We start from the raw sequence: 17,236 nt of genomic DNA on the forward strand, positions 1-17,236 counted from the left end.
CAACATGAAAATCACCGCCGTCCGCGCCCGCGTCTTCGAATGGAAGGGCAAGACCGTGCCCCCGCAAGGCAACTTCTGCTCCAACGCCATGGACCTGGTTTACTCCAAAACCGAAAGCATGAGCACTTTCCGCTTCCATTCCTGGACGGTGGTGGAGATTGAAACCGACAGCGGCATCGTCGGCCTGGGCAACGTGGCCCTGGCCCCCAAGATCGCCAAGGCAATCATCGACGAATACCTCACGCCGCTGGTGCTTGGCCAGGACCCCTGGGACTATGAATACCTGTGGCAGCGCATGTACCGCGCCACCCACGCCTGGGGCCGCAAGGGCGTGACCATGGGCGCGATCTCGGCCATCGACCTGGCCATCTGGGACATCCTGGGCAAGTCGGTCAACAAGCCGGTCTTCAAGCTGCTGGGTGGCCGCACCAAGGAGAAGATCCCCTGCTACTACAGCAAGCTGTACCGCACCGGTCTGGCGGAGATGCAAAAGGAAGCCCAGACTTTCAAGGACCAGGGTTTCACCGCCTTCAAGATGCGCTTTGGCTACGGCCCGGCGCACCTGCAACACGGTGTGGCCGAGAACCTGAAATCGGTAGCCGCCATCCGCGAAGTGATTGGCTATGACAACGACCTGATGCTGGAGTGCTACATGGGCTGGAACCTGGAATACGCCAAGCGCATGCTGCCCAAACTGGCGAAGTTCGAACCGCGCTGGCTGGAGGAGCCGGTGATTGCCGACGACATCGACGGCTACGCCGAACTCAACGCCATGAACATCATCCCCATCAGCGGCGGCGAGCACGAGTTCAGCCTCTACGGCTTCAAGCAGCTGCTGGACAAAAAAGCCGTGAGCGTGGTGCAGTACGACACGAATCGCGTGGGCGGCATCACCGCCGCGCACAAGATCAACGCCCTGTGCGAGGCCTACAGCGTGCCGGTCATTCCGCACGCTGGCCAGATGCACAACTACCACCTGACCATGAGCACCATCGCCAGCCCCATGAGCGAGTACTTTCCGATGTTCGACGTGGAAGTCGGCAACGAGCTGTTCTATTACATCTTCAAAGGCGAGCCGGTGGCGGAGAACGGCTTTGTGCAGCTCGACGACAACACGCCAGGCCTGGGCCTGACCCTGAACACCGAGTTCCTCGACCAGTTCGTGGTCACCGAATGAGCGCCCTGCCGGCCCGCTACCGGGGCGTCTTCCCGGTCGCGCCCACCATCTTCCACCCCGATGGCACGCTGGACCTGCCCGGCCAGAAGCGCTGCATCGACTTCATGGTGGACGCGGGCTCGCACGGCATCTGTATCCTGGCGAATTTTTCCGAGCAGTTTTTGCTGTCGGACGAGGAGCGCGAAGTGCTGACGCGCACCGCGCTGGAGCATGTGGATGGCCGGGTGCCGGTGATCGTCACCACCACGCATTTCAGCACCGATGTGTGCATTGCCCGCAGCCAGCGCGCCCAGGCCCGGGGTGCCGCCATGGTGATGGTGATGCCGCCCTACCACGGGGCCACGTTCCGCGTGCCCGAGGTGCAGATCTACGAGTTCTACGCCCGGCTGTCGGACGCAATCCGCATCCCCATCATGCTCCAGGACGCACCGGCCAGCGGCACGGTGTTGTCTGCCGCCTTTCTGGCGCGCATGGCGCAAGACATCGAACATTTAAGCTACTTCAAGATCGAAACCGCCGGGGCAGCCAGCAAGCTGCGCGAGCTGATCCGCCTGGGCGGCAATGCCATCGAAGGCCCGTGGGACGGCGAAGAAGCCATCACCCTGCTGCCCGACCTGGACGCGGGGGCCACCGGCGCGATGACCGGCGGGGCTTACCCCGACGGCATCCGCCAGATCATGGATGCCTACACCGCAGGCCGCCGTGGCGACGCCGTGGCCGCCTACACCCGCTGGCTGCCGCTGATCAACTACGAGAACCGCCAGGGCGGCATCCTGACGGCCAAGGAACTGATGGCCGAGGGCGGCGTGATCGCCTGCGCCGCACCACGCCACCCGTTTCCCGACATGCACCCCGAGGTGCGCAAGGGGCTGATCGAAACCGCCCGGCGGCTCGATCCGCTGGTGCTGCGCTGGGGCCGATAAACAAAAAATGCTATTGAATCAATAGCTTCTTACGCCCATTCCATAAGCGCTAGCAGCCGAAAAGACTCAAACCTTCTTCAAAAAGCAGGCCTTCAGCATGAAGCTGCCTGCGTCCATCTTGCAGTCCACCTCGTGGTCGCCGCCAACCAGGCGGATACTTTTTACCTTGGTGCCCACCTTGAGCACGGTAGATGAGCCTTTGACCTTCAAATCCTTGATCAGCACCACGGCATCGCCGTTGGCCAGCAGGTTGCCGTTGGCATCCTTCACCTGCGGTTCGGCATCATCTTCCACATCGATGGCAGCATCCTGGGGCCATTCATGGCCGCAGTCGGCACACACAAAATGGGCCCCGTCGGGGTAGGTGTTGGTCAGGGTGCATTGGGGGCAGGCAGGGGCAATAGTGGACATGGTGGCTCTTTGGGTAGGACAGGTATTGTCTGGCATACCCGCGACCCGCTGTCTCCCAAGCGACCAAATCTAGGGACTTGCCCGGTAACGCCCCAGCCCGGCTGCCACCCAGAATCGCTCCTACAAGGAGCCTCCATGGACAAGGTCTGGTTGAAGAGTTACCCCGCCGACGTGGCGCATGAAATCGACGTCACCCCCTACAGCTCGCTGACCCAACTGCTGGACGAGTCGTTCACCAAGCACGCCGACAACCCCTTTTCGGTGTGCATGGAGCGCTGGATGTCGTACCGCGAGCTGGACCACCTGTCGGGCGCGCTGGGCGCGTGGCTGCAGGCCCAGGGGCTCAAGCCCGGTGCACGGGTGGCCATCATGCTGCCGAATATTCCACAGTTTGCCGTCACCATGGCCGCCGTGCTGCGCGCCGGGTACACCTGCGTCAACGTCAACCCCCTGTACACCCCGCGCGAGCTGGAGCACCAGCTCAAGGACTCGGGGGCCACCGCCATCGTGATCCTGGAGAACTTTGCCCGCACGCTGCAAGAGGTGGTGGGCCGCACCCTGGTGCAGCACGTGGTGATGGCCCACATGGGCGACCTGCTGGGCGCGGTGTATGGCCGGGTGGTCAATTTCATGGTGCGCCGGGTCAAGAAGCTGGTGCCTGCCTTCCAGTTGCCACGCAACGGCACCTTGCGCGTCACGGCCTTCAACCAGGCGCTGGCCGATGGCCGGGGCCGCGCGCTGCAGCCGCACCGGTGCACCATGGATTCGATTGCCTTCTTGCAATACACCGGCGGCACCACCGGGCTGTCCAAGGGCGCGGTGCTGACCCACCGCAACATCGTGGCCGCCGCGCTGCAGACCGAGGCCTGGTTCACCCCTGCGCTGGCGCGGGTGGGGTCCGCCCGCAACGTCAACATGGTGGCCGCCCTGCCGCTGTACCACATCTACGCCCTGACCACCTGCCTGATGTGCGTACGCCTGGGCGCCCACATCACCCTGGTGCCCAACCCGCGCGACTTCAAAGCCTTCATCGGCATGCTGAAAAAACGGCCCTTCCACATCCTGCCCGCCGTCAACACCTTGTTCAACGCCTTGCTGCTGCAACCCACGTTCAAGACCATCGACTTCTCCCACCTGTGCGTCACCCAGGCGGGCGGCATGGCCGCATCCGAGGGCACGGCCCAGCGCTGGCTGGATGTCACCGGCAGCCCCATGGTGGAAGGCTGGGGCATGAGCGAAACCTGCGCCGTGGGCACCAACAACCCGGTGCTGAGCAAGAGCTTCACCGGCACCATCGGCCTGCCCCTGCCCAGCATCGACCTCACCATCAAGGACGACGACGGCAACGACCTGCCGCTGGGCGCCGCGGGCGAAATCTGCATCAAGGGCCCCAACGTCACCACCGGCTACTACCAACAGCCCGAGGAAAACGCCCGCGCCTTCACCGCCGACGGCTACCTGCGCACCGGCGACATTGGCATCATGGACGAGCGCGGTTACACCCGCATCGTGGACCGCAAGAAAGACATGATTTTGGTCAGCGGCTTCAACGTGTTCCCCAACGAGCTGGAAAACGTGATCTCGCTCTGCCCCGGCGTGGTGGAGTGCGCGGCCATCGGCGTGCCCGACGAAAAGCAGGGCGAGGCCATCAAGGTGTTCATCGTCAAGAACGACCCGGCCCTGACCGAAGCCGACGTGCTGCAGTTCTGCAAGCAGAACCTCACCGGCTACAAAATGCCCAAGTTCATCGAGTTCCGCAAAGATTTGCCCAAGTCCAATGTGGGCAAAATCCTGCGCCGCGAACTGCGCACCCCTAGTACAACCTAAGCAGCAGCCGCCTGCCGCGCCACGTGCACCTGGTGCAGGGTGATCTTGCGCACCTCGGCCTGGCTGCTCTGGATGTGGGCGCGCAGCAGCATGGCGGCCTGGTCGCCGCGGTGGCTGCGGATGGCCTTGAGGATCTTGGCGTGCTCCTCATACGTGGCAGTGATGCGCGCCTGCTTGGTGAAGTCCAGGCGACGGATGATGCGGATGCGCTCCGTCACGTCGCTGTGCACCCGGGCCATCTCGGTGTTGCCTGCGGCGCGCACCAGGGCGCAGTGGAATTCTTCGTCCCAGCGGGCCACGGCAATGCCGTCGGTGCTGCGCTGGGCCACCGGCACCAGCCAGATGGCCACCAGCTCGTCCAGCAAGGCATGGTTGATCTGGATGTGCGGTGCCCCGGCGCCCGCGCCGCCTTCGCACAGGCGGTGGGCGGCGGTGGTTTCCAGCACCATGCGCAGGTCGTAAAGCTGCTCGAACTGCTCGAAGTTGAACGGCAGCACGCGCCAGCCGCTGCGAAACAGCACTTCCACGTAGCCCTCTTGCTGCAGCCGGATCAGCGCCTGCCGCACGGGGGTGCGCGATACGCCCAGGCGCTCGCTGATCTCGTTTTCGGTGAATCGGTCGCCGGGGACCAGGGTGAATTCGCCTACGTCGCGCTTGAGCTGGGCATAGACCTCGTCGGCGCGCGAGCGGTATACGGTGGGTTCTGCGGGGGGAATGGGGGTGGGAGTCAAGGAGTGCACCAGGCAAACTTTAGCAGTTGCAGCGCACTGGCCGTCACGGACCTGCCAATGCCCGCAATACCGCCGAGCTGGGGGCCGTCCAGCCGACGATGCCGCCCTGGGCACGCACCATCTCCAGCGTGGCGGCCTTGAACTGCGGGAAGTAGCTTTCGGTGCAGTCTTCCAGCAACAGACCGTCGTAACCCCGGTCGTTGGCCTCGCGCATGCTGGTCTGCACGCAGACCTCGGTGGTCACGCCCATGAACAACAGCTGCCCGATGCCGCGCTGTTGCAGCATCTCGTGCAGGCCGGTGGCGTAGAACGCGCCCTTGCCGGGCTTGTCGATGGCGATTTCGCCGTCTATCGGAGCCAGCGCCGGGATGATCTGGTTGCCCGGCTCGCCCGCTACCAGAATGCGGCCCATCGCGCCCATATCACCGATGCGCAGCGCCGGGTTGCCCCGGTTCAATTTGGCCGGGGGGCAGTCGGACAGGTCGGGCCGGTGCGCCTCGCGGGTGTGCACCACCAGGCCGCCCGCGGCGCGCCAGGCGGCCAGCATGGCCTGGCAGGCGGGCACGATGGCCTCCAGCAGGGCTACGTTGTTGCCCAGGGTGGCCCCGAAGCCACCGGGCTCGATGAAGTCGCGCTGCATGTCGATGATGACCAGGGCGGCGCGGGAAACGTCCAGCGGGTAATCGAACGGCAGTGCGGGGATATTCATGCAGCCTCCTGGTGGTGGTCATGGCCGCCGCCCATGTGTGCGCCCAACACGTGGCGCTCGGCGGTGGCGGCGGGGGTTTCAAACACGATGCGGCCTTCGCTCATGACCACGATGCGGTCGGCCAGCTCCAGCAGCTCGTCCAGGTCTTCGCTGATCAGCAGCACCGCGCCGCCGCGGTCGCGCACGCCCAGGATGCGGCTGTGGATTTCGGCCACGGCGGCAAAGTCCAGGCCGAACACCGGGTTGGCGGCAATCAGCACATTGATCTCGCCCGCCAGCTCGCGGGCCAGCACGGCGCGCTGCACGTTGCCGCCCGACAGGCTGCGGATGGGCGCGCCCTCGCCCCGCGTCTTCACACCGTACTCCTGGATCCAGTCGCGCGCCCGTTTGCGCCAGGTGGCAAAGCGCAGCAGGCCGCCCAGGTTCAGCGGCGGCTGGTCGAAGTCGCGCAGCGCCATGTTCTCGGCTACCGACAAATCCCCCACGCAGGCGTTACGCAAGGGCTCTTCGGGCAGGCTGCGCACCTTGAGGCGGCGGTTGTCGGCACGGCGGGCGGCGTAGGGCTCGCCCATCACCTGCACCGTGCCGCCCAGGCGCGCGCGCTGGCCCACCAGCGCTTCCACCAGCTCGCGCTGGCCGTTGCCCGAGACCCCGGCCACGCCCAGGACCTCGCCCTTGCGCACCTGCAGGCTCAGGCCGTGCAGCGCCAAAGTGCCGCGATCGCCCTGGGCTTGCAGCTGGTCTACCAGTAGGGCTACGGGGGCATCGTCAGCTACTGTTTTTATAGCTTTTCGTGCTTTATCCATGGGCGTTAGGGCCGTATTTGGCTCTGAACTCTCGCCCATCATGGCCTGGGCCAGGGTGCGGGTGAGTGCCTGCGGCGCAGCGCCCGCCACCCGGTCGTGGTGCACCGCCTTGCCCCGGCGCAGCACGGTCACGCCGTCGGCGTAGGCCAGCACCTCACGGAACTTGTGGGTGATGATGAGCACACTGCACTGGCCGCTCTGGGCGAAGGCGCGCACGTGGCCCAACACCTCATCGGCCTCTTGCGGGGTGAGCACCGAGGTGGGCTCGTCCAGGATCAGCAGGCGCGGCTTCAGGTACAGCTGCTTCAACAACTCCAGCTTTTGTTTTTCGCCCGCCGCCAGCTCGGCGGGGCGGGCATCCAGGTCCAGGCTGAACGGGGTGGTGGCCAGAAAGGCCTTGAGCTCGGCGCGCTTGGCGGTCCAGTCGATCACCGCAGGCAGGGTGCCTCCCGCCAGCAGCAGGTTCTCGGCCACGGTCATGCCCGGCGCCAGCGTGAAGTGCTGGTAGACCATGCCGATGCCGAGGCTGCGGGCCACGATGGGGTTGGCAATGTCCTGCTCGCGCCCGTCGATCAGGATGCTGCCCTCTTCCGCGCGCTGGAAGCCCGCCACGCATTTCACCAGGGTGCTTTTGCCCGCGCCGTTTTCGCCCAGCAGGGCGTGCACCGTGCCGGGCTCGACCCGCATGGTGACGCCGTCCATGGCGGTAAAGCTGCCGAAGCGCTTGGTCAGCAAATAGGTGTCTAACGCCAGCGCGCCGGTGCCTGCGGGGAGCGCGCCAATCGGGGTGGATTCGGGTGCCATGGGGTTCCTTGGGTTAGACGGCGGCCAGCAGCGCGGCGGACGTGGCGTGTGCACCGAACACGCCGCCCTGCATGGTCACCATGTTCAGCGCGGCCTGGTGGTTGGCGGGGTCGGTGGCCGCCGTGCAGTCGGACAGCAGCAGGCACTCGTAGCCCCGGTCGTTGGCATCGCGCATGGTGGTGTGCACGCACACGTCGGTGGTGATGCCCGCCAGGATGAGGTTCTGCACGCCGCGCAGGCGTAGCACCATGTCCAGGTCGGTGGCATAGAACGAGCCTTTACCGGGCTTGTCGATCACCACCTCGCCGGGCAGTGGGGCCAGCTCGGGAATGATCTCCCAGCCCGGTTCGCCACGCACCAGGATGCGCCCGCAGGGGCCGGGGTCGCCAATGCCGACACCGCCCGCACCAATCTGCCGCGAGCGCCAGCGCTTGTTGGCGGGCAGGTCCGCCAGGTCGGGCCGGTGCCCTTCACGGGTGTGGATGATGTGGTAGCCCAAGGGCCGCAGCCGGGCCAGCACGGCGGCAATCGGAGCGATAGGCGCGCGGGTCAGCGCGATGTCGTAACCCATCACGTCCACATACCCGCCGACCCCGCAAAAGTCGGTCTGCATGTCGATCACGACCAGCGCCGTGTTGTCGGGCCGCAGGTCGCCGTTATAGGGCCAGGCGTAGGGGTTGGCTTGCACGAAGAGAGGCGTCATACCGAGTACTCGCATGCGTTCGGAACGCTGTTCAGTGAACGGGCCGAGGGCACCGGGCACCTCCCTCCGCGAATGTCCCCCGGCTGCGCCTCCTCCTTTATTTCGCTGCAGGAGGCACCCGATACCCTCAACACAGGACTCGCCGTGCCATGCCTGTCGATCCACCACCGCACTGATGGCTCGCGACGATGGTGTGCTCTGCGCAGCGAAATAAAGGAGGAGCCTCGGCCATAGGCCGGGCGGGGGACATTCGCGGAGCAGAGCACACCATCGTCGCGAGCCCACCCCGAATGCCTCCCACAGCGTTGCATCAAATAACACATGGCCATCTCAGCGCACCGAAGACAGTTCACCCGGGCTGCCTACCGCCACGCTGCCAGGCTTGCAGGTCAGCACCAAAATCACCAGGGTCAGCACATAGGGCACGGTGTTGAACAGGTGGTAGCCCCAGCCGATGCCCACCGACTGCATGGCCGGCCCAATCGCCCCCGCACCGCCAAACAGCAGGCCCGCGCCCACACAGCGCAGCGGGCTCCAGCGCGCAAAAATCACCAGCGCCACCGCGATCAGCCCCTGGCCGCTGGAGATGCCCTCGTTCCAGCTACCGGGGTAAAACAAGGTGAGCGACGCACCGCCCAAACCGGCCATGAATCCCCCCGCCGCCGTGGCCGCGATACGGATACCCGACACCGAATAGCCCAGCGCCCGCGTGGCATTGGCCGAGTCACCCGCCAGCCGCACCAGCAGGCCCCAGCGGGTGCGCGCAAACGCCCACCACATCGCAATCGCCAGAGCGATGCCGATGGGCAGCAGCGCATTGATCTGCAAGGCCGCCTGCACCACGGTGGAGCTGCTCCAGCCACCCAGCGCAATGGCTGGAATCTGCGGTGCCTGGGGTTGGATCAAGGGCTTGCCCAGGTAGAAGGCCAGTCCCGTGCCCAGCAGCATCAGCGCAATGCCGGTGGCCACGTCGTTGACCCGTGGCAGTGAGCACAGCACGCCGTGCAAGGTGGCCAGCAGCGCACCCGCCATGGCTCCGGCCAGCACACCCAGCCAAGGCGAACCGGTGAGGTAAGCCCCGCCAAAAGCCGTCATGGCCGACAGCACCAGAACGCCTTCCAGCCCCAGGTTGATTCGGCCGGATTTTTCGGTCAGGCATTCGCCCAGGCTCACGAACAGGAACGGCGTACCGACACGCAAGGCCCCACCAATAATTCCGGCGAATAAGGCTACCCATTGGTCTGCAGTCATAAAGTTACCCCCACGCTCGGCATTGCATGTACTCGCTGCCCCCCGAGGGGGCCGCGAGCTTGCTTGGGACGGCCCGGCACGGCGCTCATACAGCCTCCACCGGTTTACGCATCTTGGCAAACACCGTTTTCCAGTCCACGTCGCGCAGCGCTTCGCTGGCCAGAATCAGCACAAAGGCAATGCCTTGCAGCACCATCACCGACGCGTCGGGCAGGCCCAGGCGGCGCTGCAGCAGGCTGCCTGCGGCACCAAAGCCGCCGAACAAAATGGCCACCGGCACGATGGCCACCGGGTTGTGCCGGGCGATAAACGACACCAGAATGCCCGCGTAGCCGTAGCCCGAGATCAGCGAGGCATTGGCATTGGTATGCACCGCCGCCACCTCCACGGCACCGGCCAGCCCGGCACCGGCCCCGCCCAGGGCGCAGGCCGTCAAGATCAGTTGCGTGGCGGGCAGGCCCACCAACTGGGCCGCACGCGGGTTGCCGCCCACCACGCGGATCGAGAAGCCCGATGCCGTCCAGCGCAACCACAGCCCCAGGGCCACGCAGGCCAGCACGCCCAGCACCAGCCCCCAGTGCACGTCCGAGCCCGCAATGCCGGTGATCAGCATGCCTTCGGGCAGGGAATGGGTGGCGGGCTTGTTCAGGCTGGCCGGGTCGCGCAGCAGGCCCTCCACAAGGTGCTTGAAGATGCCGATGGCGATGTAGGCCAGCAGCAGGCTGCTGATGGTCTCATTGATGCCCCGCGCCTGCCGCAGCCAGCCTGCCAGCACAATCCACAGCGCCCCGGCCAGCGCGCCCGCTGCGCACACCAGCACCGTGCCCGCCATATTGGCAGGCAGCGGCAACAGGCTGGGCAGCGCAGCAGCGGCCAGCCCTCCCAGCACCAAAGCCCCCTCCCCGCCGATGATGACCAGCCCGGCCCGCGCGGGCAGCGCCACGCACAGGGCGGTGAGCATCAGCGGTGCGGCGCGTTGCAGCGTGTTCTGCCACGAGAACCAGTCGCCAAACGCCCCCTTGAACAGGGTCAGCCACATGTCCGCTGGGTTGACCCCGGCGAACCAGACGAACACACCGAACAGCAGCAGCGCCAGCGCAATGGCTGAGGTGGGCAGCAGGATGTCTTTCATGGCGGTGGCTTAGAAACTGCCTTGTACGCCTTCGACCAGATAGTTCATGCTCTCCAGCACCGGATCGGTCTGCTTCAAGACCTTGCCTGCGGCGATGACCTCCTTGCCCTTGTTGTCCTTCAGCGGGCCTTTGAAGATGTCGAACTTGTCGGCCAGCATCTGGGCCTTGGTGCCGTCGGCCTGCTTCTTGGCGGCGTCGGTCACCATGGCGCCGTAGGGCGAGGTTTTCACATAGCCGTCTTTCAGGCCGCCGCGCAAAAAGTTGGGGTGCGGCTTGCCGGACTGGGCCGCGTCGATGGCGGTTTTGTAGGCGGTAAACCAGTTCCACTCCGCACCGGTGAGGTAGGCGTTGGGGGCCAGCTTGGCCTGGCTGGCGTGGTAGCCGCAGACCATCTTGCCGCGCTTGGCGGCGGTTTCCACAATCACCTTGGGGCCGTCCACGTGCATGGTGAACACGTCACAGCCCTGGTCGGCCAGGCTGTTGGTGGCCTCGGCTTCTTTCACGGCCATGGACCAGTCTCCGGTGAAGATCACGCTGCAGGTGATGCCGGGCTTGACCGAGCGCGCACCCAGGGTGAAGGCGTTGATGTTGCGCAGCACCTGCGGAATCGGCTTGGCGGCCACAAAGGCGATCTTGCCGCTCTTGCTCATGTGCCCGGCGATCACACCGTTCAAAAACTGGCATTCGTCGATGTAGCCAAAAAAGCTGCCCACGTTCTTGGGGTGCTTGCCCTCGGTCCACATGCCACCGCAGTGCGAAAAGCGCACGTCGGGGTACTTGGCGGCCAGCGCCAGCACATGCGGGTCGAAGTAGCCGTACGAGGTGGGAAACAGCAGCTTGGCACCGTCTTGGGCGATCATGCCGGTCATGGTTTTTTGCACCGCCGAGGTCTCGGGCACGTTCTCTTCTTCCACCACCTTGATGCCGGGCAGCTTTTTGGCTTCGGCGGCGGCCGCTGCCTGCGACTGGTTGTAGCCGTAGTCGTCGCGCGGGCCGACGTAGATCACGCCGATGGTCAATGGCGCTTGCGCCCGGGCCAGGCTGCCCAAGCCACCCAGCGAGCTGGCAGCGCCCAGGGCGGCGATGGTTTTCAGGGAGTCGCGGCGGTTGAAGGTGGTCATGGCAGTCCTTTCGGTGGTGACAGCGTGGGGTTGGATCAAAACGGTGCGTAAAACAGAATCCTTCTTGGATACAAGAGAGGATGCAAATTGCGTGCCTAGGCGCTATTCCAGCAGACTGACGTGGGCGGCCACCACCTTCCAGCCCGCGGGCATGCGCAGCCAGGTCTGGCTTTGGCGGCCCGTGCGGGTGCCACCGTCGCGCAAAAACTCCACGTTGGCGGTGGCGAAGTCGTGGCCGTAGGTGGTGATGACGGTCTTGAGCAGGCGGCGCTGCTGGCCCTGGGCCGGGCGGCCTGCGCGAAAGGCCTGGATGGCTTCAAAACCGTACAGGTTTTCGGTGCCGCCATAGCGCAGGGTGTGCGGGCTGTCCCAGAACAGTGCGTCCAGCACCTCCACGCGGTTGTGCACCAGGGCATCTTCGTAGCGGTCGAACACGGCCTGCACTTCGGCCAAAACATCGGGCAGGTTGATGGCGTAGTCCATGGGTACCTTTCAGAGATGGGCGACCGGGGCGCGGCACACGCCTGCGGCCTCGAGCACGGCGGCGGCGCGCAGCACCAGGTCTTCGCGCCAGGGCGCGGCAATCACCTGCACGCCGATGGGCAGATGCGGCAGTTGCGGGTCCATGCCCCACACCGGCACGGCGCACACCGGCAGGCCGATGCAGGAGATGGGCTGGGTCAGCACGCCCATGTTGGGGCGCAGCGGCAGGTCGCGGCCATTCAGGTCCAGCCGCTCGGTGCCCAAAGGGGTGGCGGCGCAGGGCGTGGCGGGGGCCAGCAGCAGGTCGTACTGTTCAAACACCTGGGCGGCGGCCTGGGCGTAGCGCCGGCGCACCCGCTGGGCGCGGGCCACCCAGGCGGCAGGTATCAGCGCTCCGGCCAGAAAGCGGTCGCGCGACAGGGGTTCAAAGTCTTGCGGGCGGCGGCGCAGGTTGTCCAGGTGCAGGGCTGCGCTTTCGGAGTTGGTGAGCAGGAAGGCGGCAGCACGGCCCGCCTCGACCCAGGGCAACTCCACCGTGTCGTGCGCGCCCAACGCCTGCGCCACGGCGGCCACGGCAGCGCGGGCGGGGGGCAAGGCGTTGTCAAAGAAGTAGCCGCCCAGCACGCCAATGCGCAAACCGGCAATGCCCAGGTCCAGCTCATTCACTACCGTTTCTGTAGCACGTTGTGCGCATCCAGCGTCCACAAACGGGCTATTTTCTTCAAACCCTTGCATCGCGTCATAGGCCAGGGCCAGGTCGCGCACGCTGCGGGCAAACGGGCCCAGGTGGTCCAGAGTGGTGACAAACGGGAAGCTGCCGGTGCGCGGCAAGCGGCCAAACGTGGGCTTGAGGCCGAAGACGCCGCACAGCGACGAGGGCACGCGGATGGAGCCATTGGTGTCCGAGCCCAGCGCCAACGGCACCTGCCCCGCCGCCACGGCCGCGCCCGAGCCGCCCGAGGAGCCGCCTGCGGTACGGGCCAGGTCGTGCGGGTTGTGGCAGGCGCCTTCATGGGTGTTTTCGGTGGTGAAGCCATAGGCGTATTCGTCCATGTTCAGCGCGCCGACCAGGATGGCCCCTGCGGCTTCCATGCGTTGCACCAGCAGGCCGTCGGCCGTGGCGGGGGCGCTGTCGCGCTCGATCCTGGAGCCCGCCAGCGTGCGCAACCCGGCAATGTCGAACAGGTTCTTGACCGCGAAGGGCACACCCAACAAAGGCAGTGCGGGCTGGCTGCCTTCTGCCAGGCCCGCGTCGATCTGCGCGGCACGTTGCAGAGCCCGGACTTGCACCACATCGGTGAAGGCATTGACGCGGCTGTCGGTGGCGGCGATGCGGTCCAGGCAGGCCTGCACCAGTTGCGTGGCCGTCACCTCGCGGGCCGCCACGGCGCGGGCCATGCGGGATGCGTCCAGCGGCCACCAGTCGGCGGTCATGGCTTGCTCCGAGAGGATGCGGGGGAGACGGGGATGAAGGCCATGGGCGACTCGTCGTGCACGGTTAGGGGCGCGGCCTGCACGATGTCGGCAAAGCCCGCGGCCAGCGCAAAGTAGCGCAGCACGCCGGGGCGGGATTCGCCCAGCGACAGGCCGATGGCGGCCGCCGCCGCATCCACGTAGGTTTCCAGCTCTTGTTCGGTCATTTCTGCAACTCCCCTTGGACATAGGCACGCCATCCGCCCCAGTGGCTGATGTCCCGCGCCCCCGCCAGCGCCTGCGGCTCGCAGATGAAGCCCTGCACGCTGCTGCCGTCGGCCAGCGCCAGGGTGCCAATGCCTAAAGGCGCGGGAATCAAAGCCACGAAAGAACCGTAGTGGGCCACGGGCATCTCCCACACCTCCACGGCAATGCCTATGCCCTGGCCGGGCGCGACGCGCAGCAGACCGGGCTTGGGCGGCACGGTGCCGGGCAAGGCAAACAGCTGGTAGTCCGGCGCGGTGGTGGTGCTGGCGACCAGGCGCGCCTGGCGTTCGGTCAACTGGCTGTTCAAGGGCATACCGGACAGATGCGCGCCGACCACGGCCACCCGGACCACCGCCTGCGGCCGGAGACCCGGCAGCGCCTGCAGTTCGGGCAAAGGCCACTCCAGCGCGCCCTGCAGCATGCCGCTGGCGTGGTGGTAGCGTTGGCCCAGCGCGGCCAGTTGCCAGTCGCTGCCGCAGGGGCCGATCAGCGTGATGCCAAACGGCAAGCCGTCGGCGCGCAGGCTGCTGGGCACCGCGATGGCGGCGTAGTCCAGCAGATTGACGAAGTTGGTGTACGCGCCCAGGTTGCGGTTGAGCACCACCGGGTCGGTCTGCATCTGCGCAATGGTGTAGTGCGTGGGCGCGGTGGGCACCAGCAGCACGTCGATGCCGTCCCACATGGCGGCGGCCTGTTGGCCATAGGCCCGCAAACGCACCTGGGCATCCACCAGATCGGCGGCGCTGTAGGCCCGCCCACTGGCGAGGATGCTGCGCACCGGCTCGATGACCTCGGCCTCGTGGGCGTCGAAGAAACGGCGCACGGCGGCGTAGCGCTCGGCCACCAGTGCGCTGTCGTACAGCAGCGCGGCAGCGGCGGCCAGCGGGGCGTAGGCAATGGTGACGGGTGTGCCGCCCAGGTCGCAGAGCCTCTGGATCGCCTGCTGGAAGGCCGCTTCGGCCGCCCTATCGCCGAAAAAAGCCAGGGTGTCGGGTACCCCAAAGCGAAACTGCGCAGGAAAAGGGCTGCTGGCCAAAGCCAATGGCCGAGAAAACGGGTCCAGCGGGTCGTAGCCCATGGCCGCCTGCAGCACCTGGGCGGCGGTGCCCACGCTGCGGGCGAAGATGGACACGCAGTCCACGCTTTGCGCCGCAGGCAGCACCCCCCGAGCGCTGACCAGGCCCTTGGACGGCTTGATGCCGACGATGTTGTTCAGCCCGGCGGGCACGCGGCCCGACCCAGCGGTGTCGGTGCCCAGCGCAAAGTCCACCTGCCCGGTGGCCACCACATAGGCCGAACCCGCGCTGGAGCCGCCCGACACGTAGGCGGGGTTGAAGGCATTGGGCACCGCGCCATAGGGCGAGCGTGTGCCGTTGAGGCCGCAGGCAAACTGGTCCAGATTGGTCTTGCCCAGCAGCGATGCACCGGCTTGCAGCAGCTTGTGCACCACACCGGCATGCGCCGTGGGTTGATAGGCAAAGGCCGGGCAAGCGGCGGTGGTGGGCAGGCCCAGCACGTCGATGTTGTCCTTGACCGCGAAGCGCAAACCCGCCAAAGGGCCGTGCGTCGCCCCCACGATGGGCGCGTCAGCGCGTGACAGCCAGGCTGCAGCAGCGGTACCGCTGAGCGGTGATTCAGTTTGCACCATGTTGAAACATCCCATCTTGTATCCAAGACGAGATGCAAACAGTGTGCCAACTTGCGAGGGGTGCTAGCGGGCGCGAGCTGCCCAGTTCGGCACCATGCCTGCGGCTCCCTGCCGATTTTGGGCAGCCCTGGTTAAAATCGCGGGTTGCCTACCTGCCTGGTAGCGCCCCGTTTTGCTCTGGAAACCACCTTGTCTTACGCCTCCGAAACCCGCCGCCGCCGCACGTTTGCGATCATTTCCCACCCGGATGCGGGTAAAACCACGCTGACCGAAAAGCTGCTGCTGTTCTCGGGCGCGATCCAGATTGCGGGCTCGGTGAAAGCGCGCAAGGCTACTCGGCACGCCACCAGCGACTGGATGGAGATTGAAAAGCAGCGCGGTATCTCGGTGGCCTCGTCGGTCATGCAGATGCTGTACCGCGACCACGTGATCAACCTGCTCGACACGCCCGGCCACAAAGACTTCTCGGAAGACACCTACCGCGTGCTGACCGCGGTGGACTCGGCCCTGATGGTGATCGACGCGGCCAACGGCGTGGAAGCACAAACCCGCCGCCTGATCGAGGTCTGCCGCCAGCGCGATACGCCCATCATCACCTTCGTCAACAAGATGGACCGCGAAGTGCGCGAGCCACTGGACATCCTGGACGAGATCGAACGCGAACTCGGCATGCCCTGCGTGCCCATGACCTGGCCGGTGGGCCAGGGCAAGAGCTTTGGCGGCATCATGAACCTGCGCACCCAGACCATGACGGTGTTCGACTCGGGCAAGGAACGCCTGCCGCAAGAGTTTGAAACCATCGCCCTGGACAACCGCGCCGAACTGCTCAAGCGTTTTGGGGCCGAATTTGAATCGGCCGAGCAAAGCATGGAACTGGCCGCCGGGGCCTCCCCTGCCTGGGACCTGCAGGCCTTTTTGGCGGGTAAGCAAACCCCCGTGTTTTTTGGCTCCGGGGTGAACAACTTCGGGGTGATGGAAGTGCTGGACGCGCTGGTCGACCTAGCCCCGCCGCCCCAGCCGCGCACCAGCACCACGCTGGTAAACCGCCAGCCGGTGGTCAAAGAGATCCAGCCCGAAGACAAGGCCTTTGCCGGTGTGGTGTTCAAGGTGCAGGCCAATATGGACCCGGCACACCGCGACCGTATCGCCTTTGTGCGCATGGCCTCGGGCAAGTACACGCCCGGCATGAAGCTGCGCGTGCAGCGCACCGCCAAAGAGCTGCGCCCCACCAGCGTGGTGACCTTTCTGAGCCAGCGCCGCGAAGCAGTGGACGAGGCCTATGCGGGCGACATCATCGGCTTTACCACCCACGGCGGCGTGCAGTTGGGCGACACAATTACCGACGGTGCCAGCCTGCAGTTCACCGGCCTGCCCTTCTTTGCGCCCGAGCTGTTCATGACCGTGATCTTGAAGAACCCGCTGCGCACCAAGCAGTTGCAGCAGGGCCTGGCCCAGCTGGGCGAAGAAGGGGCCATCCAGGTGTTCCGCCCCAATGTGGGCGGGCCGATGCTGCTGGGTGCCGTGGGCCAGTTGCAGTTTGAAGTGGTGCAGCACCGCCTGAAGTCTGAATACGACGCCGACGTGCGGCTGGAAGGCTGCCAGTACACCGGTGCGCGCTGGATCACCGCCGACACCCCTGCAGAGCTGCGCGCCTTCACCGATGCCTACCCCATGCGCATGGCCAACGACGCGGCAGAGACGCTGGCCTACCTGTGCACCTCGCCCTACGACGTGCGGCTGGCGCAAGAGCGTTTCCCGAAGATCCACTTCCACCCGCTACGCGAGCACGCGGGCCTGGCGCTGCAAAACGCGGGCTGAACAGAATTGCT

16 protein-coding genes are annotated in these 17,236 nt (G+C 66.0%); 4 read left to right on the forward strand and 12 right to left on the reverse strand.

Going from position 1 to position 17,236, the window contains the following annotated elements; translation table 11 throughout:
- The first annotated feature begins 4 nt into the window (after positions 1–4).
- Both AB3G31_RS19165 and AB3G31_RS19170 read left to right on the forward strand, forming a co-directional pair.
- Positions 5–1,177, forward strand: coding sequence for an L-rhamnonate dehydratase (locus tag AB3G31_RS19165; protein ID WP_367847653.1), 1,173 nt, complete (start codon positions 5–7; stop codon positions 1,175–1,177).
- Positions 1,174–2,100, forward strand: coding sequence for a dihydrodipicolinate synthase family protein (locus AB3G31_RS19170; protein ID WP_367847654.1), 927 nt, complete (start codon positions 1,174–1,176; stop codon positions 2,098–2,100). The genes AB3G31_RS19165 and AB3G31_RS19170 overlap by 4 nt, the downstream gene beginning before the upstream one ends.
- A gap of 66 nt (positions 2,101–2,166) precedes the next feature.
- Here the strand turns inward: AB3G31_RS19170 and AB3G31_RS19175 are convergent, their stop codons facing one another.
- A complete protein-coding gene (locus tag AB3G31_RS19175; protein WP_367847655.1) occupies positions 2,167–2,511 on the reverse strand; it encodes a zinc ribbon domain-containing protein YjdM in 345 nt (114 codons plus the stop codon).
- 135 nt (positions 2,512–2,646) lie between these two features.
- On the opposite strand from AB3G31_RS19175, the gene AB3G31_RS19180 reads away from it, so the two are divergent.
- Positions 2,647–4,338 carry an AMP-binding protein gene (locus tag AB3G31_RS19180; RefSeq protein ID WP_367847656.1) on the forward strand — a complete coding sequence of 564 codons (1,692 nt, stop codon included), beginning with the start codon at positions 2,647–2,649 and terminating at the stop codon, positions 4,336–4,338.
- Here AB3G31_RS19180 and AB3G31_RS19185 read toward each other — a convergent pair.
- The 11 genes from AB3G31_RS19185 to atzF form a co-directional block, all read right to left on the reverse strand.
- Positions 4,335–5,069 (reverse strand): GntR family transcriptional regulator, encoded by a 735-nt coding sequence (locus tag AB3G31_RS19185; protein WP_367847657.1) that lies wholly within the window; start codon positions 5,067–5,069, stop codon positions 4,335–4,337. The two genes, AB3G31_RS19180 and AB3G31_RS19185, sit on opposite strands and share 4 nt — an antisense overlap.
- 43 nt (positions 5,070–5,112) lie before the next feature.
- Positions 5,113–5,778, reverse strand: coding sequence for a cysteine hydrolase family protein (locus AB3G31_RS19190; RefSeq protein ID WP_367847658.1), 666 nt, complete (start codon positions 5,776–5,778; stop codon positions 5,113–5,115).
- Positions 5,775–7,388 (reverse strand): ABC transporter ATP-binding protein, encoded by a 1,614-nt coding sequence (locus AB3G31_RS19195; protein ID WP_367847659.1) that lies wholly within the window; start codon positions 7,386–7,388, stop codon positions 5,775–5,777. Before AB3G31_RS19195 ends, AB3G31_RS19190 begins: the two co-directional genes overlap by 4 nt.
- Before the next feature lie 13 nt (positions 7,389–7,401).
- Positions 7,402–8,091: a cysteine hydrolase family protein gene (locus tag AB3G31_RS19200; RefSeq protein ID WP_367847660.1), complete on the reverse strand. Its 690-nt coding sequence runs from the start codon at positions 8,089–8,091 to the stop codon at positions 7,402–7,404.
- Between the two features lie 330 nt (positions 8,092–8,421).
- On the reverse strand, positions 8,422–9,342 hold the full coding sequence (locus AB3G31_RS19205) for an ABC transporter permease (protein ID WP_367847661.1): 921 nt from the start codon (positions 9,340–9,342) through the stop codon (positions 8,422–8,424).
- An 85-nt stretch (positions 9,343–9,427) separates the two neighbouring features.
- Positions 9,428–10,474 (reverse strand): ABC transporter permease, encoded by a 1,047-nt coding sequence (locus AB3G31_RS19210; protein WP_367847662.1) that lies wholly within the window; start codon positions 10,472–10,474, stop codon positions 9,428–9,430.
- A gap of 9 nt (positions 10,475–10,483) precedes the next feature.
- Positions 10,484–11,596 (reverse strand): BMP family ABC transporter substrate-binding protein, encoded by a 1,113-nt coding sequence (locus AB3G31_RS19215; RefSeq protein ID WP_367847663.1) that lies wholly within the window; start codon positions 11,594–11,596, stop codon positions 10,484–10,486.
- A gap of 102 nt (positions 11,597–11,698) precedes the next feature.
- Entirely contained in the window at positions 11,699–12,079 is a 381-nt protein-coding gene (gene hpxZ / locus AB3G31_RS19220; RefSeq protein ID WP_367847664.1) for an oxalurate catabolism protein HpxZ, read from the reverse strand.
- Positions 12,080–12,088: 9 nt separating this feature from the next.
- Entirely contained in the window at positions 12,089–13,513 is a 1,425-nt protein-coding gene (locus AB3G31_RS19225) for an AtzE family amidohydrolase (RefSeq protein ID WP_367847665.1), read from the reverse strand.
- Positions 13,510–13,719 (reverse strand): DUF4089 domain-containing protein, encoded by a 210-nt coding sequence (locus AB3G31_RS19230; protein WP_367847666.1) that lies wholly within the window; start codon positions 13,717–13,719, stop codon positions 13,510–13,512. Before AB3G31_RS19230 ends, AB3G31_RS19225 begins: the two co-directional genes overlap by 4 nt.
- Positions 13,716–15,407 (reverse strand): allophanate hydrolase, encoded by a 1,692-nt coding sequence (gene atzF / locus AB3G31_RS19235; protein ID WP_367847667.1) that lies wholly within the window; start codon positions 15,405–15,407, stop codon positions 13,716–13,718. The genes AB3G31_RS19230 and atzF overlap by 4 nt, the downstream gene beginning before the upstream one ends.
- Positions 15,408–15,596: 189 nt before the next feature.
- On the opposite strand from atzF, the gene AB3G31_RS19240 reads away from it, so the two are divergent.
- Positions 15,597–17,225: a peptide chain release factor 3 gene (locus AB3G31_RS19240; RefSeq protein WP_367847668.1), complete on the forward strand. Its 1,629-nt coding sequence runs from the start codon at positions 15,597–15,599 to the stop codon at positions 17,223–17,225.
- The last annotated feature ends 11 nt before the right edge of the window (positions 17,226–17,236 follow it).

The organism is Rhodoferax sp. WC2427 (assembly GCF_040822085.1).
In the GTDB taxonomy this organism is placed as follows: Bacteria; Pseudomonadota; Gammaproteobacteria; order Burkholderiales; family Burkholderiaceae_C; genus Rhodoferax_B.

Bases quoted from the DNA above. Each gene is read 5' to 3' on its own strand.
- AB3G31_RS19195 (WP_367847659.1), bottom strand. From the start codon at position 7,388: ATGGCACCCGAATCCACCCCGATTGGCGCGCTCCCCGCAGGCACCGGC.
- AB3G31_RS19215 (WP_367847663.1), bottom strand. From the start codon at position 11,596: ATGACCACCTTCAACCGCCGCGACTCCCTGAAAACCATCGCCGCCCTG.
- AB3G31_RS19210 (WP_367847662.1), bottom strand. From the start codon at position 10,474: ATGAAAGACATCCTGCTGCCCACCTCAGCCATTGCGCTGGCGCTGCTG.
- AB3G31_RS19205 (WP_367847661.1), bottom strand. From the start codon at position 9,342: ATGACTGCAGACCAATGGGTAGCCTTATTCGCCGGAATTATTGGTGGG.
- AB3G31_RS19175 (WP_367847655.1), bottom strand. From the start codon at position 2,511: ATGTCCACTATTGCCCCTGCCTGCCCCCAATGCACCCTGACCAACACC.
- hpxZ (WP_367847664.1), bottom strand. From the start codon at position 12,079: ATGGACTACGCCATCAACCTGCCCGATGTTTTGGCCGAAGTGCAGGCC.
- AB3G31_RS19230 (WP_367847666.1), bottom strand. From the start codon at position 13,719: ATGACCGAACAAGAGCTGGAAACCTACGTGGATGCGGCGGCGGCCGCC.
- AB3G31_RS19225 (WP_367847665.1), bottom strand. From the start codon at position 13,513: ATGACCGCCGACTGGTGGCCGCTGGACGCATCCCGCATGGCCCGCGCC.
- atzF (WP_367847667.1), bottom strand. From the start codon at position 15,407: ATGGTGCAAACTGAATCACCGCTCAGCGGTACCGCTGCTGCAGCCTGG.
- AB3G31_RS19190 (WP_367847658.1), bottom strand. From the start codon at position 5,778: ATGAATATCCCCGCACTGCCGTTCGATTACCCGCTGGACGTTTCCCGC.
- AB3G31_RS19200 (WP_367847660.1), bottom strand. From the start codon at position 8,091: ATGACGCCTCTCTTCGTGCAAGCCAACCCCTACGCCTGGCCCTATAAC.
- AB3G31_RS19165 (WP_367847653.1), top strand. From the start codon at position 5: ATGAAAATCACCGCCGTCCGCGCCCGCGTCTTCGAATGGAAGGGCAAG.
- AB3G31_RS19180 (WP_367847656.1), top strand. From the start codon at position 2,647: ATGGACAAGGTCTGGTTGAAGAGTTACCCCGCCGACGTGGCGCATGAA.
- AB3G31_RS19170 (WP_367847654.1), top strand. From the start codon at position 1,174: ATGAGCGCCCTGCCGGCCCGCTACCGGGGCGTCTTCCCGGTCGCGCCC.